The organism is Streptomyces sp. NPDC091282, from assembly GCF_044757385.1.
In the GTDB taxonomy this organism is placed as follows: Bacteria; Actinomycetota; Actinomycetes; order Streptomycetales; family Streptomycetaceae; genus Streptomyces; species Streptomyces gramineus.
This window is the reverse complement of sequence record NZ_JBIVUX010000002.1, coordinates 1,364,278-1,378,389: the sequence shown is the minus strand read 5'-3', so window position 1 is coordinate 1,378,389 and position 14,112 is coordinate 1,364,278. Positions and strand designations below refer to the sequence as shown.

Here is a 14,112-nt window from a genome sequence, read left to right as displayed (position 1 = left end):
CGTGTTCGGACGTCGCAACAAGAAGGGTGCCGCCGAGGACGCGGCCGGCGAGGCCGAGCAGGTCGTCGACAGCATCGACACCCAGGCGGACGAGGGCGAGCGCGAGCGCGTACGCCTGGAGCCGGAGCCCCGGCCCGACGGGCCGTGGGACGCCACCGAGGTGCGTGAGCCGGGCGAGGGCCGGGTGGACCTCGGCGGGCTGTTCGTGCCCGGCGTCGACGGCATGGAACTGCGGGTCGAGGTCGCGGGCGACGCGATCGTCGCGGCCACCGTGGTCCTCAAGGACAGCGCCGTGCAGCTGCAGGCCTTCGCCGCGCCCAAGCGCGAGGGCATCTGGGGCGAGGTGCGCGAGGAGATCGGCTCCGGCATCACCCAGCAGGGTGGCATCGTCGACGAGGTCGAGGGCCCGCTCGGCTGGGAGCTGCGTGCCCAGGTGCCGGTCCAGCTGCCCGACGGCACGGGCGGCTACCAGGTCGTGCGGTTCGTCGGTGTGGACGGTCCGCGCTGGTTCCTGCGCGGTGTGATCTCCGGGCAGGGCGCGGTGCAGCCGCAGGCCGCCGGGCTCCTGGAGCAGATCTTCCGGGACACCGTCGTGGTCCGTGGCGAGGGCCCGATGGCCCCCCGCGACCCGATCGTCCTCAAGCTGCCGAACGACGCCCAGATGGTTCCCGAGGGCGTTCAGCAGGAGGAGTCCTCGCGCTTCTCCGGCGGCATGGGCCAGCTCCAGCGCGGACCGGAGATCACCGAGGTCCGCTGACGGCGCGACGCGCGACGGAGGGCCGTACCCCTTGCGGGTGCGGCCCTTTCACATGCCCGCAGGCGCGGGTGTGAACGGCCGACCCTTCCTTCACACCTTGACGGAAGTCTGGTCCGTACCTACGGTCTCGGCACGCCTTCGTTCACAGAGGCGCTCCAGGTTCACATACGAGAACGTAGAACGGAGTCGCTGTGCGTCGCATCCCCCTGCTCGCGGCCGCGGGAGCCCTGCTCCTGGGAGTCTTCACGGCCCCCGCCGCCCATTCGGCCCCCAGCACCTTCGTGCACCCCGGAGTCACCGTCTCCAAGGCGCAGCTGGACTTCGCCCGCACCGAGGTGCTGGCCGGCGCCCAGCCCTGGAAGTCGGCCTACGACCAGATGATGGCGAGCAAGTACGCCGACCTGAACCGGACGCCCAAGCCCCGGGCGACCGTCGAGTGCGGGTCCTACTCGAACCCCAACTACGGGTGCACCGACGAGCGCGAGGACGCGATCGCCGCCTACACCGACGCCCTCGCCTGGTACATCACCAAGGACGCCCGCTACGCCCAGAAGGCGATCCAGATCATGGACGCCTGGTCGGCCACCATCACCAGCCACACCAACAGCAACGCGCCCCTGCAGACCGGCTGGGCCGGCTCCTCCTGGCCCAAGGCCGCCGAGATCATCCGGTACACGTACACCGGCGGCTGGGCGAACGAGGGCCGGTTCGCCACCATGCTGCGCAACGTCTACCTCCCCACCGTCATCAAGGGCTCCAACTCCAACGGCAACTGGGAGCTGACGATGACGGAGGCCGCCGTCGGCATCTCCGTCTTCCTGGAGGACAAGGCGTCGTACGACTCGGCCATGGCCAGGTTCCGCACCCGCACGGCCGCCTACGTCTACCTCGCCTCCGACGGGTCGGTGCCCAAGACCGTGCCCAGCCAGAACCTCGACACCACCGCCAAGATCGTCTCCTACTGGCAGGGCCAGTCCACCTTCGTCACCGGCCTCACCCAGGAGACCTGCCGGGACTTCACGCACACCGGCTACGGCATCTCCTCGATCTCGCACGTCGCCGAGACCAGCCGGATCCAGGGCCAGGACCTGTACGGCACGGACGTCGGCGAGCGGCTGCGGCAGGCGCTCGGCTTCCAGGCCAAGTACCAGCTGGGCACCGCCGTCCCGAGCTGGCTCTGCGGCGGCTCGCTGAACCTCGGGCTCGGACCCGTCACCGAGGTCGGCTACAACGCCCTCCACAACCGGCTGGGCATCGCCATGACCAACACCCAGACGCTCACCCAGAACCAGCGCCCCGCGGGCAGCAACAACCTGTTCGTCGCCTGGGAGACCCTCACCCACGGCGACAACCCCAACTGAGCCGCCCCGGTGCCCCGCGGCCGGTGCCGGGAGGCCCGCGGGGCACCATCAGGGTTCTGTCAAAGATGCCCGCCGCCGGACCGCCGGACCCGCTGACCGGGACCGTTGGCCGTAAGGTCGACGCTGCGTAGGCGGCGGTAAGCGGAAGACAATGGGACCATGGCACGCGGCAAGCTTCGGATCTATCTCGGTGCGGCACCGGGCGTGGGCAAGACCTACGCCATGCTCGCGGAGGCCCACCGGCGCGTGGAGCGCGGCACGGACTGCGTGGTCGCGTTCGTCGAGCACCACGGCCGGGCGCGCACCGAGGTGATGCTGCACGGCCTGGAGCAGATCCCGCGCCAGGAACTGGAGTACCGGGACACCGCCTTCACGGAGATGGACGTCGACGCCGTCCTGCGCCGCGCCCCCGCCGTCGCCCTGGTGGACGAACTCGCCCACACCAACATCCCCGGCTCGCGCAACGCCAAGCGCTGGCAGGACGTCGAAGAGCTGCTGGCGGCGGGGATCGACGTGGTCTCCACCGTCAACATCCAGCACCTGGAGTCCCTGGGTGACGTCGTGGAGTCCATCACGGGCGTACGCCAGCGGGAGACGGTGCCGGACGAGGTGGTGCGGCGGGCGGACCAGATCGAGCTGGTCGACATGTCTCCCGAGGCGCTGCGGCGGCGTATGGCGCACGGGAACATCTACCAGTCGGACAAGGTGGACGCGGCGCTGTCGAACTACTTCCGGCCGGGCAATCTGACCGCTCTGCGGGAACTGGCGCTGCTGTGGGTCGCGGACCGTGTGGACGCGTATCTGAAGCAGTACCGCAGTGAGCACCGGGTGTCGGCGATCTGGGGTTCGCGGGAGCGGATCGTGGTCGGGCTGACCGGCGGTCCCGAGGGCCGGACGCTGATCCGGCGGGCGGCGCGGCTGGCGGAGAAGGGCGCGGGCGGTGAGGTGCTCGCCGTCTACATCTCCCGCAGCGACGGTCTGACCTCGGCCTCCCCGAAGGAACTCGCCGTCCAGCGCACCCTGGTGGAGGATCTCGGCGGGACCTTCCACCAGGTGGTCGGTGAGGACGTCCCGGCGGCCCTCCTGGACTTCGCGCGCGGTGTCAACGCCACCCAGATCGTCCTCGGCTCCTCCCGGCGCAAGGCCTGGCAGTACGTACTGGGGCCCGGCGTCGGTGCCACCGTCGCCCGCGAGTCGGGCCCCGACCTCGACGTCCACATCGTCACCCACGGCGAGGTCGCCAAGGGACGCGGCCTGCCGGTGGCCCGCGGCGCCCGGCTCGGCCGCGGCCGGATCATCGCCGGCTGGCTGTTCGGCCTGGCCGGCCCGGCCGTCATGGCGGTGGTCCTGAACACCGTGGACCTCGGCCTCGCCAACGACATGCTGATCTTCCTGACCTTCACGGTCGCGGCGGCGCTGCTCGGCGGCCTCTTCCCGGCACTCGCCTCGGCCGCCTTCGGGTCCCTGCTGCTGAACTACTTCTACACCCCGCCCCTGCACCGGCTGACCATCGCCGACCCGAAGAACATCGTGGCCATCGTGGTCTTCTTCGGAGTGGCGCTGTCCGTCGCCTCCGTCGTCGACCTCGCCGCCCGCCGCACCCACCAGGCCGCCCGGCTGCGCGCCGAGTCCGAGATCCTCTCCTTCCTCGCCGGCAACGTGCTCAGAGGCGAGACGGGCCTCGAAGAACTCCTGGAGCGGGTGCGGGAGACCTTCGGCATGGAGTCCGCCGCCCTCCTGGAGCGGGCCGGCGACGTCGAGCCGTGGAGCTGCGCGGGCCGGGCCGGCGTCGGACCCGCCCTGGCGCGGCCCGAGGACGCCGACGTCGACGTACCCATAGGCGACCACATGGCCCTCGCCCTGACCGGCCGGGTGCTGCCCGCCGAGAACCGCCGGGTGCTCGCCGCCTTCGCCGCCCAGGCGGCCGTCGTCCTGGACCGCAGGCGGCTCCAGGAGGAGGCCGAGCGGGCCCGCGCGCTCGCCGAGGGCAACCGGATCCGCACCGCCCTGCTGGCCGCTGTCAGCCACGACCTGCGCACCCCGCTCGCCGGGATCAAGGCGGCGGTGTCCTCGCTGCGTTCGGACGACGTCGAGTGGTCCGACGAGGACCGGGCGGAGCTGCTGGAGGGCATCGAGGAGGGCGCCGACCGGCTGGACCACCTGGTGGGCAACCTCCTCGACATGTCCCGCCTGCAGACCGGCACCGTCACCCCGATCGTCCGGGAGACCGACCTCGACGAGGTGGTCCCGATGGCACTGGTCGGGGTGCCCGAGGGCAGCGTCGAACTGGACGTCCCCGAGACCCTGCCGATGGTCGAGGCCGACGCCGGCCTCCTGGAGCGGTCGGTGGCCAACCTGGTCGAGAACGCCGTCAAGTACAGCCCGGCCGACCGGCCCGGCCATGTGGTCGCCGTCTCCGCCAGCGCCATCGCCGACCGCGTGGAGCTGCGGATCGTGGACCGCGGGCCCGGCGTGCCCGACGAGGCCAAAGAACGCATCTTCGAGCCCTTCCAGCGCTACGGTGACGCTCCGCGCGGCGCCGGGGTCGGCCTGGGGCTCGCGGTCGCCCGGGGCTTCGCCGAGGCGATGGGCGGCACCCTCGACGCCGAGGACACGCCCGGTGGCGGCCTGACCATGGTCCTCACCCTCCGCGCGGCAGGACCGGCCGGCGCGGCAGCACGACCCGTGGCGGAAGCCGGGGCGGAACCGGAAAGGCAGGCCTCATGACCCGTGTGCTCGTGGTCGACGACGAGCCGCAGATCGTGCGCGCCCTCGTGATCAACCTCAAGGCGCGCAAGTACGAGGTCGACGCGGCCCCCGACGGCCGTACCGCCCTGGAACTGGCCGCCTCCCGCCACCCCGACGTGGTCGTCCTCGACCTCGGTCTGCCCGACATGGACGGCGTCGAGGTGATCAGGGGGCTGCGCGGCTGGACCCGGGTGCCGATCCTGGTGCTGTCCGCCCGGCACTCCTCCGACGAGAAGGTCGAGGCGCTCGACGCGGGCGCCGACGACTACGTCACCAAGCCCTTCGGCATGGACGAACTGCTGGCCCGGCTGCGGGCCGCCGTCCGCCGCGCCGAGCCGGTCGCCGGAGGCGGCGAGGACGACGTGCTGGTGGAGACCGCGGGTTTCACCGTCGACCTGGCCGCCAAGAAGGTCAACCGGGCGGGCAAGGACGTCCGGCTGACCCCCACCGAGTGGCACCTGCTGGAGGTGCTGGTCCGCAACACCGGCCGGCTGGTCAGCCAGAAGCAGCTGCTGCAGGAGGTGTGGGGGCCGTCGTACGGGACGGAGACCAACTACCTCCGGGTGTACATGGCGCAGCTGCGCCGCAAGCTGGAGGCGGATCCCTCGCACCCCGAGCACTTCATCACCGAACCGGGAATGGGCTACCGCTTCGAGAAGTGAGCCGGGACGTGAGCTGCGCTACGGCGGTGCCGGCGAGCCCCGGTAGGCTTTCAGACATGAGTGCTGTCCCTCGTTCCGAAAAGCCGGCCGGCCGGTTCCGGCGCATGCTGGGCCGGCTGTCCTCGTCGCAGGAGGACCTGGAGTCCGAGGAGCTTCGCGAGGACGCAGACACGGCGGGCTGCATCCGGATCGGCGACTGCCAGGACCGGCAGATCGTCACCGTTACTGGTACCTTGCGCACGGTCACCCTGCGACCGCGCGCCGGAGTCCCGGCCCTGGAGGCCGAGCTGTTCGACGGCTCCGCGGCGCTGGACGTGGTGTGGCTCGGCAGGCGCTCCATCGTGGGCATAGAACCGGGGCGCAGGCTGATCGCGTCGGGCCGGATCTCGCTGAGCCGGGGCCGCCGGGTGCTGTTCAACCCCAAGTACGAACTGAGACCCCTCGGTAGGGAGTAGCCGGTGACGTCGCTCGACAAGCCGACCGAAGACACCCAGGCCACGGACGACGCGCGGGCGGTGACCGAGGCCGCGCTGTTCGAGGCCTTCGGCGGCGTGCGCGGCATGGTCGAGACGGTGCTGCCCGGCCTGCTGTTCGTCACGATCTTCACCATCAACAAGGACCTGCACTGGTCGGCCATCGCCGCCCTCGCGGTCTCGGTGGTGCTGGTCGTGGTGCGCCTGGTCATGAAGGACACCGTCAAGCACGCCTTCAGCGGCGTCTTCGGCGTGGCCTTCGGCGTCGTCTTCGCGATGATGACCGGCAACGCCAAGGACTTCTACCTGCCCGGCATGCTCTACACGCTGGGTCTGGCGGTGGCCTACATCATCACCACGCTGTGCGGGGTGCCGCTGATCGGCCTGATCCTCGGTCCGGTATTCAAGGAGAACCTCTCCTGGCGCACCCGCAACCCCGGCCGCAAGAAGGCGTACGCCAAGGCCAGCTGGGCCTGGGGCCTGATCCTGCTCGCCAAGTGCGCGGTCCTCTTCCCGCTGTACTGGTGGGCGAACACCGCCCAGCTCGGCTGGGTGCTGGTCGCGCTGAAGATCCCGCCGTTCCTGCTCGCGGTCTGGCTCACCTGGGTCTTCCTCGCGAAGGCGCCGCCGCCGATCGACGTCTTCGCCGAGATGGAGGCGGAGGAGAAGGCCGAGGAGGAGCGCAAGGCCGCACTGGCCGCGGAGAACGGCGAGCCCTCCGGCGGACGCCACCGCAGGTAGCGCCGGGTTGTCAACGCACGAAGGGCGCCCTCCACCACGGAGGGCGCCCTTCGTGCGTACCGCCGTGTCAGACGTCTTCCCGCCGCACCGACAGCAGGTCCTCCAGCTGCTCCTCGCGGGCCTGGGCCGCCACGAACAGGAGTTCGTCGCCGGCCTCCAGGGAGTCCTCGCGGGACGGGGTCAGGACCCGGGTGCCGCGGATGATCGTGACCAGCGAGGTGTCCTCGGGCCACTCCACGTCGCCGACCTGGGTACCGGCCAGGGCCGACTCCTCGGGCAGCGTCAGCTCCACCAGGTTCGCGTCCCCGTGGCTGAAGCGCAGCAGCCGGACCAGGTCGCCGACGCTCACCGCCTCCTCGACCAGGGCGGACATCAGACGCGGGGTGGAGACGGCGACGTCCACGCCCCAGGACTCGTTGAAGAGCCACTCGTTCTTCGGGTTGTTGACCCGGGCGACGACGCGCGGAACGCCGTACTCCGTCTTCGCCAGGAGCGAGACGACCAGGTTCACCTTGTCGTCGCCCGTCGCGGCGATCACGACGTTGCAGCGCTGCAGCGCCGCCTCGTCCAGGGAGGTGATCTCACAGGCGTCGGCGAGCAGCCACTCCGCCTGCGGGACCCGCTCCACCGAGATGGCGGTGGGGGCCTTGTCGATCAGCAGGACCTCGTGGCCGTTCTCCAGCAGCTCGCCCGCGATCGAGCGGCCGACGGCGCCGGCTCCGGCAATGGCGACCCTCATCAGTGACCGCTCTCCTCTTCCGGACCCCCGGCGAAGGCGGCCTCGACCTTGTCGACGTCGTCCGTGCGCATCATCACGTGCACGAGGTCGCCCTCCTGCAGCACCGTCTGCGAGGTCGGCAGCATCGCCTCGCCGAGCCGGGTCAGGAACGCGACCCGGACACCGGTCTCCTCCTGGAGCGTGCTGATCTTGTGGCCGACCCACTTCGGGGACGCGTGCACCTCGGCGAGCTGCACACCGCCGGTGGGGTCGCGCCACAGCGGCTCCGCGCCCGAGGGCAGCAGCCGGCGCAGCATCTGGTCGGCGGTCCAGCGGACCGTGGCGACGGTCGGGATGCCGAGGCGCTGGTAGACCTCGGCACGGCGCGGGTCGTAGATGCGGGCCGCGACGTTCTCCACGCCGAACATCTCGCGGGCCACCCGGGCCGAGATGATGTTCGAGTTGTCGCCGCTGGAGACGGCCGCGAAGGCGCCGGCCTCCTCGATGCCCGCTTCGCGCAGGGTGTCCTGGTCGAAGCCGACCCCGGTGACCCGGCGGCCGCCGAATCCCGGGCCCAGCCTGCGGAAGGCGGTGGGGTCCTGGTCGATCACGGCGACCGTGTGCCCCTGTTGCTCCAGGGTCTGGGCGAGAGCGGAACCCACTCTGCCGCAGCCCATGATGACGATGTGCACGACCGTCCTTCCGGTGTCCAAAAGTTACTGCTCAGCCCCATCAGGGTCTCAGACCGACGCCCAAGCTACACACGCACCGTCCCGGCCGGGCACCCCTCGGCGAAGGTCATCGCCGAGTGATGCTGCGCACGCTCCAGGCGGTGAGGATTCCGAGGCCGAGCAGGGTCACCGCGGCACCGATCAGTTCTGCGGTCGCGGGCATGGGACCTCCGAAGTGCGATGACAGGCGGGATCTGTCATCTAGGCACGGATCGGGCGTAAGCTGCGGAATCCGCAGTTCCAGCCGTCACCTTTTTCACTCGGGAGGCAGATCCCGCCCTGCGGCTGGAGACCTGGCAGGTGAAAGGCCTACGATCCTCTCTCGTGTCCAAACTGACCGACGTGCCCAAACGGATTCTGATCGGGCGCGCTCTGCGCAGTGACCGGCTGGGCGAGACGCTCCTGCCGAAGCGCATCGCCCTCCCCGTCTTCGCCTCCGACCCGCTGTCCTCCGTCGCCTACGCGCCGGGGGAGGTCCTGCTGGTCCTGTCCATCGCGGGTGTGTCGGCCTACCACTTCAGCCCCTGGATCGCGCTCGCGGTCATCGTGCTGATGTTCACCGTCGTCGCCTCCTACCGGCAGAACGTGCACGCCTACCCGAGCGGCGGCGGCGACTACGAGGTCGCCACCACCAACCTCGGCAACAAGGCCGGCCTCACCGTGGCGAGCGCCCTGCTCGTCGACTACGTCCTGACCGTCGCCGTCTCCATCGCCTCCGGCATCGAGAACCTCGGCTCGGCGATCCCCTTCGTCGTGGAGCACAAGGTCTTCTGCGCGGTCACCGTGATCGTGCTGCTGACCCTGATGAACCTGCGCGGCGTGAAGGAGTCCGGCAAGCTCTTCGCGATCCCGACGTACGTGTTCGTCGGCGGCGTCTTCATCATGATCGCGTGGGGCGCCTTCCGGGGCCTGGTCCTCGGGGACACCATGCGGGCGCCGACCGCCGACTTCCACATCAAGGCCGAGCACCAGGGCCTGGCGGGCTTCGCGCTCGTCTTCCTCCTGCTGCGCGCCTTCTCCTCCGGCTGCGCGGCCCTGACCGGCGTCGAGGCGATCTCCAACGGCGTGCCGGCCTTCCGCAAGCCCAAGTCGAAGAACGCGGCGACCACGCTGGCCATGATGGGCCTGCTGGCGGTCACCATGTTCTGCGGCATCATCGCGCTCGCCATGGTCACCAAGGTCCGCATGGCCGAGAACCCGGCCACCGACCTGATCCACAACGGCGTCGGGGTCGGCTCCGGCTACGTCCAGAACCCGGTCATCTCCCAGGTCGCCGAGGCCGTGTTCGGCAAGGGCAGCTTCCTGTTCATCGTGCTCGCCGCCGCCACCGCCCTGGTCCTGTTCCTGGCCGCGAACACCGCGTACAACGGCTTCCCGCTGCTCGGCTCGATCCTCGCCCAGGACCGCTACCTGCCGCGCCAGCTGCACACCCGCGGCGACCGCCTCGCCTTCTCCAACGGCATCGTGCTGCTCGCCGGCACCGCCGCCCTGCTGGTGGTCATCTACGGCGCCGACTCGACCCGCCTCATCCAGCTGTACATCGTCGGCGTGTTCGTGTCCTTCACGCTCAGCCAGACCGGCATGGTCCGGCACTGGAACCGCCACCTGGCGGCCGAGAAGGACCCGGCCAAGCGCAGCCACATGACCCGCTCCCGCGCGATCAACGCGTTCGGCGCCTTCTTCACCGGCCTGGTGCTGGTCGTCGTCCTGGTCACGAAGTTCACGCACGGCGCCTGGGTGGCGCTGCTCGGCATGTGCATCTTCTACGCCACGATGACCGCGATCCGTAAGCACTACGACCGGGTCTCCGAGGAGATCTCGGCTCCCCCGGAACCCGACGACGACCTGGTCCGGCCGTCGCGCGTGCACTCCGTCGTCCTGATCTCCAAGATCCACCGCCCCACCCTGCGCGCCCTCGCCTACGCCAAGCTGATGCGCTCGGACACCCTGGAGGCGCTCACCGTCAACGTCGACCCGGCCGAGACGAAGGCGCTGCGCGAGGAGTGGGAGCGGCGCGGCATAGACGTACCGCTGAAGGTCCTGGACTCGCCCTACCGCGAGATCACCCGGCCCATCATCGAGTACGTCAAGGGCCTGCGCGCCAAGTCCCCGCGGGACGCGGTCTCCGTGATCATCCCCGAGTACGTGGTCGGTCACTGGTACGAGCACCTGCTCCACAACCAGAGCGCCCTGCGCCTCAAGGGCCGGCTGCTGTTCACCCCCGGTGTGATGGTCACCTCGGTGCCCTACCAGCTGGCGTCCTCGGAGGCCGCCAGGAACCGGGCCCGCAAGCGGCAGGACTGGAACGCCCCGGGTGCCGTCCGGCGCGGTCCGGCGGAACACCGGGCGAAGGAGCACAGCGGCGGGTGAACCGGGCGGGGCGCCCGCGCCGGGGTCGGCGCCCGCCGCGAGCACGTAGACTGGTGGGCTGTCGTCGGCCCGCGCGCGGCCGTACCCCCTCTCGCTGATCTGGAGTCACCCCGCCATGCAGGCAGAACCGAAGAAATCTCTGGTGGGGACGGAGTACGAGGTCGAGGTGGGCCCGGTCGCGCACGGCGGGCACTGCATCGCCAGGACCGCCGAGGGCCAGGTGCTCTTCGTCCGGCACGCGCTGCCCGGCGAGCGGGTGGTGGCCCGGGTGACCGAGGGCGAGGAGGGGGCGCGCTTCCTGCGCGCCGACGCGGTCGACATCGTGGACGCGTCCAAGGACCGTGTCGAGGCCCCCTGCCCCTACGCGGGCCCCGGCCGGTGCGGCGGCTGCGACTGGCAGCACGCCAAGCCGGGCGCCCAGCGCCGGCTCAAGGGCGAGGTGATCGCCGAGCAGCTGCAGCGGCTGGCCGGCCTCACCCCGGAGGAAGCTGGCTGGGACGGCACGGTGATGCCCGCCGAGGGCGACAAGCTGCCGCCGGGCGAGGTGCCGCAGTGGCGCACGCGCGTGCAGTACGCGGTCGACGCCGACGGCAACGCGGGGCTGCGCCGGCACCGCTCGCACGAGGTGGAGCCGATCGAGCACTGCATGATCGCGGCGCCGGGCGTCACCGAACTCGGCATCGAGGAGCGCGACTGGTCGGGCATGGCGTCGGTGGACGCGATCGCCGCGACCGGGTCGCAGGACCGCATGGTGATCCTGGAGCCCCGCCCCGGCGCCCGCCTGCCCCTGGTCGAACTCGACCGGCCGGTCTCCGTCATGCGGGTCGACGAGAACGACGGCGGCATCCACCGCGTCCACGGCCGCGGCTTCGTGCGCGAGCGCGCCGACGGCCGCACCCACCGGGTCGGCAGCGGCGGCTTCTGGCAGGTCCACCCGAAGGCAGCGGACACCCTGGTCACCGCGGTCATGCAGGGCCTCCTCCCGCGCAAGGGCGAGATGGCCCTCGACCTCTACTGCGGCGTCGGCCTGTTCGCCGGCGCCCTCGCCGACCGCCTCGGCGAGAAGGGCGCGGTGCTGGGCATCGAGTCCGGCAAGCGAGCGGTGGAGGACGCCCGCCACAACCTCGCGGGCTTCCCGCGGGTCCGCGTCGAACAGGGCAAGGTCGAGTCGGTCCTGCCCCGCACCGGCATCACCGAGGTCGACCTCATCGTCCTCGACCCGCCCCGCGCGGGCGCCGGCCGCCAGACGGTGGCCCACCTGACGTCCCTGAACGCCCGCCGCATCGCTTACGTGGCCTGCGACCCGGCCGCCCTCGCCCGCGACCTGGGGTACTTCCGGGACGGCGGTTACCGGGTGCGGACGCTGCGGGCGTTCGATCTGTTTCCGATGACGCATCATGTGGAGTGCGTGGCGATTCTGGAGCCCACTGGAAAACGCCCTTGACCTGCAGCCTTCTGATATTTCTTTTCGGCTCGACCTGTTTGGGAGGTGGGAACGGGTCAAGGCGGACGATGCCGGATGACATGCGCACGTTGGAGGGCCTGGAACAGGTGCGGAGGCGAGCTGGCCGGCTTCCTCGTATTCTCACGTTTCCTTGCTGCTGGGCCGCAGCAGGGCAGCCCACGTGGTTTGGGTCTCTTGGCCTGGCTTGTCGCGGGCGGCGCGGTGGAGAGCAGGGGGCTGCGCACCTGCGTCGTCAGCGCGGCGACCTCCAGTGCGTTGTCGTCCGGGTCGGCGATGGGAGATGCGGTCGCCGTATGGGGGAGGTAGTCGCCGACGTGGCGTCCGGCCAGCGCCTGGCACAGCCGGTCGGCATGCTGCTCGTCGACCACTGCCGCGAGCGTGGGGTCCTCGATGACATAGCCCGGGACCGGCATCTTGACCATCTGGGAGGCCGGCAGGATCGCCTTTGGCTCCCCGCGCAGCGGGCCCACTGCCGGAACCAGGCCGGCCAGCCCCGCATCCCAGCGCCCCGGTGTTCCCCAGCAGTTCCTCGGACCGCTCCACATACGACTCGACCGCCAGCCGCCGCCCCAACTCCAAGGACGTGACCTTGTGTTTGGAGTACCGGACCGGCTCCGCGAACTCGGCCCTGCTGTACCCCGCATGCTCGCGCAGCGCCCGGGCCACCGCACCGAATGTCCGCAGACTGTCCGAGGGATCGGGCTCACGATCCAGCTCACCGCCGGCCGGCTACCCGTCGATGCATCGGCCATGATGTCGATACCGCCCGTCATGCGCGGCCACCTCTCGTTCCGTACATACGTCACGCACTGTCCGTCGCCCCACGCCCGGCGGCACCCAGCGTGACGAGATGCTTCGAGGAATGTCCACAGGACGTGATGCGTGCGCTGACGCAACGTACGCATCGCATTCCCTGAGCCCCCCCCCGCGAGATCCCGCGAGGATTCCCAGGCTGCCTCCGCCCGAAGCATGCGGCCTGCGGCCGCCTCGAGGTCCGGGCAGCGGCAGGTCGGGCAACTGCGGGTGCCGCAGATGCTGTCCGCCGTCACACATGCAGGGTGAAGGTCTCCGGCCCGGAGCGCCGGACGCGTAGTAGTCGTCCAGGGATACGGAACGCCTCTTCGGTCGTCGCCGCGACCCGCTGTGGACCACGCCAGACCCTGCGGCGCTTATCGGACAAGCGTCCACCCGGACATAAAGGACACGGTGTCGAGCGGCGGTCGACCCTCCACGGTGTCATCCTTCGCGACTATGAGCAGAACGCAGGCATGTCCGTCGGCTTCCCCTTGAGCGACAAGCGGTCGTCATCGCTTTCCCGGACCCGGTGGCGAGCTGAGCATGGGTGCCACGGCACCGCGGGGCCAGGAACAAGGGTGAACCACACCTGCAACTCGTAGAGTTCGCACATGACTGACGACCTCAACGTTGTGCTCGACCGCCTCGACGCATGGCTGGAGGAAAACGCACCCGCTGACCACGCCGCCCTGAACTCACCGGCTACGCGGGAGGACATCGATGCCATCGCCGGCTACCGGTTCCCTCTGCATCCCGATCTGGTGGCGTGGCTGGAACGTCACGACGGCGTCACGGCCGCGAAGGGCCATAACGGCCCCGGCGTCATTCTCCCCGAAGGGTTCGTATTGCACGACGCGACGGCGATGTGTGCAGGTCAACGAGCGCTGGAAGAAGCGATCGCGGAGTGGATCGACGAGAACGAGTCGGAAGATCCCGGCTTGCGTGACATCTATGACGGGATGTATGGATACGTCTTCCACGTCCGATGGGTTCCCATCGCCACGGACATCACCGGAGGCAAGCTCATCGTCGATCACCGCGATGGAGACCGGTTCGGAAACGTGCTCTATGGCCTGCAAGCCGGTGACACAGACGGCCCGGTGAAGGTGTGGGACAGCCTGGCGCACATGTTCCAGGATCTCCTCTCCGCCCTGACCGACGGGACGGAAATCCGCCTGAACGGCTATGCCGATCCGGTAACACCTCGCCTCTCCGGCAGCGATGACCAAGCCTTCGTGAGGTGGGCGTAGAAGTGAGCGGCGGTCCGATGCGTGTACGCGCCGGACCGCCG

Annotated in this window: 12 protein-coding genes and 1 pseudogene; 9 read left to right on the top strand and 4 right to left on the bottom strand. The window is 70.3% G+C overall.

All coding sequences use genetic code 11. The annotated features are described in order from the left end of the window. Position 1 precedes the first annotated feature (1 nt). The 6 genes from ACIQOE_RS13075 (at position 2) to ACIQOE_RS13050 (ending at position 6,742) form a co-directional block, all read left to right on the top strand. Entirely contained in the window at positions 2 to 757 is a 756-nt protein-coding gene (locus tag ACIQOE_RS13075) for a DUF3710 domain-containing protein (RefSeq protein ID WP_401411409.1), read from the top strand. A gap of 191 nt (positions 758 to 948) precedes the next feature. Continuing rightward, entirely contained in the window at positions 949 to 2,118 is a 1,170-nt protein-coding gene (locus ACIQOE_RS13070) for an alginate lyase family protein (protein WP_351326807.1), read from the top strand. A gap of 159 nt (positions 2,119 to 2,277) precedes the next feature. After that, the gene (locus tag ACIQOE_RS13065; protein ID WP_401411407.1) at positions 2,278 to 4,845 is read left to right on the top strand and encodes an ATP-binding protein; all 2,568 of its coding nucleotides are present in this window, start codon (positions 2,278 to 2,280) and stop codon (positions 4,843 to 4,845) included. After that, positions 4,842 to 5,528: a response regulator gene (locus ACIQOE_RS13060; RefSeq protein WP_351325769.1), complete on the top strand. Its 687-nt coding sequence runs from the start codon at positions 4,842 to 4,844 to the stop codon at positions 5,526 to 5,528. The genes ACIQOE_RS13065 and ACIQOE_RS13060 overlap by 4 nt, the downstream gene beginning before the upstream one ends. A 56-nt stretch (positions 5,529 to 5,584) precedes the next feature. Next, a complete protein-coding gene (locus ACIQOE_RS13055; RefSeq protein ID WP_351325771.1) occupies positions 5,585 to 5,983 on the top strand; it encodes an OB-fold nucleic acid binding domain-containing protein in 399 nt (132 codons plus the stop codon). Between the two features lie 3 nt (positions 5,984 to 5,986). Next, on the top strand, positions 5,987 to 6,742 hold the full coding sequence (locus ACIQOE_RS13050) for a DUF3159 domain-containing protein (protein ID WP_399011041.1): 756 nt from the start codon (positions 5,987 to 5,989) through the stop codon (positions 6,740 to 6,742). A gap of 67 nt (positions 6,743 to 6,809) precedes the next feature. On the opposite strand, the gene ACIQOE_RS13045 is transcribed toward ACIQOE_RS13050, so the two are convergent. Beyond that, a complete protein-coding gene (locus ACIQOE_RS13045; protein ID WP_351325775.1) occupies positions 6,810 to 7,481 on the bottom strand; it encodes a TrkA family potassium uptake protein in 672 nt (223 codons plus the stop codon). Further along, the gene (locus ACIQOE_RS13040; RefSeq protein WP_351325777.1) at positions 7,481 to 8,152 is read right to left on the bottom strand and encodes a TrkA family potassium uptake protein; all 672 of its coding nucleotides are present in this window, start codon (positions 8,150 to 8,152) and stop codon (positions 7,481 to 7,483) included. The genes ACIQOE_RS13045 and ACIQOE_RS13040 overlap by 1 nt, the downstream gene beginning before the upstream one ends. Positions 8,153 to 8,515: 363 nt before the next feature. Between ACIQOE_RS13040 and ACIQOE_RS13035 the strand changes: the two genes are divergently transcribed. Then, positions 8,516 to 10,561 (top strand): APC family permease, encoded by a 2,046-nt coding sequence (locus ACIQOE_RS13035; protein ID WP_351325779.1) that lies wholly within the window; start codon positions 8,516 to 8,518, stop codon positions 10,559 to 10,561. 115 nt (positions 10,562 to 10,676) lie between these two features. Next, positions 10,677 to 12,005, top strand: coding sequence for a class I SAM-dependent RNA methyltransferase (locus ACIQOE_RS13030; RefSeq protein ID WP_401411403.1), 1,329 nt, complete (start codon positions 10,677 to 10,679; stop codon positions 12,003 to 12,005). 56 nt (positions 12,006 to 12,061) lie between these two features. On the opposite strand, the gene ACIQOE_RS13025 is transcribed toward ACIQOE_RS13030, so the two are convergent. Both ACIQOE_RS13025 and ACIQOE_RS13020 read right to left on the bottom strand, forming a co-directional pair. Then, positions 12,062 to 12,448, bottom strand: a complete 387-nt coding sequence (locus ACIQOE_RS13025) for a hypothetical protein (RefSeq protein ID WP_401411401.1) — start codon at positions 12,446 to 12,448, stop codon at positions 12,062 to 12,064. A 38-nt stretch (positions 12,449 to 12,486) separates the two neighbouring features. Continuing rightward, positions 12,487 to 12,740, bottom strand: a pseudogene (locus ACIQOE_RS13020) (helix-turn-helix domain-containing protein); the annotation flags it as partial. Between the two features lie 692 nt (positions 12,741 to 13,432). On the opposite strand from ACIQOE_RS13020, the gene ACIQOE_RS13015 reads away from it, so the two are divergent. Beyond that, positions 13,433 to 14,071 carry an SMI1/KNR4 family protein gene (locus ACIQOE_RS13015; RefSeq protein ID WP_365560336.1) on the top strand — a complete coding sequence of 213 codons (639 nt, stop codon included), beginning with the start codon at positions 13,433 to 13,435 and terminating at the stop codon, positions 14,069 to 14,071. Positions 14,072 to 14,112 lie beyond the last annotated feature (41 nt).

Bases quoted from the DNA above. Each gene is read 5' to 3' on its own strand.
- ACIQOE_RS13025 (WP_401411401.1), bottom strand. From the start codon at position 12,448: ATGGTCAAGATGCCGGTCCCGGGCTATGTCATCGAGGACCCCACGCTC.
- ACIQOE_RS13055 (WP_351325771.1), top strand. From the start codon at position 5,585: ATGAGTGCTGTCCCTCGTTCCGAAAAGCCGGCCGGCCGGTTCCGGCGC.
- ACIQOE_RS13065 (WP_401411407.1), top strand. From the start codon at position 2,278: ATGGCACGCGGCAAGCTTCGGATCTATCTCGGTGCGGCACCGGGCGTG.
- ACIQOE_RS13015 (WP_365560336.1), top strand. From the start codon at position 13,433: ATGACTGACGACCTCAACGTTGTGCTCGACCGCCTCGACGCATGGCTG.
- ACIQOE_RS13060 (WP_351325769.1), top strand. From the start codon at position 4,842: ATGACCCGTGTGCTCGTGGTCGACGACGAGCCGCAGATCGTGCGCGCC.
- ACIQOE_RS13045 (WP_351325775.1), bottom strand. From the start codon at position 7,481: ATGAGGGTCGCCATTGCCGGAGCCGGCGCCGTCGGCCGCTCGATCGCG.
- ACIQOE_RS13030 (WP_401411403.1), top strand. From the start codon at position 10,677: ATGCAGGCAGAACCGAAGAAATCTCTGGTGGGGACGGAGTACGAGGTC.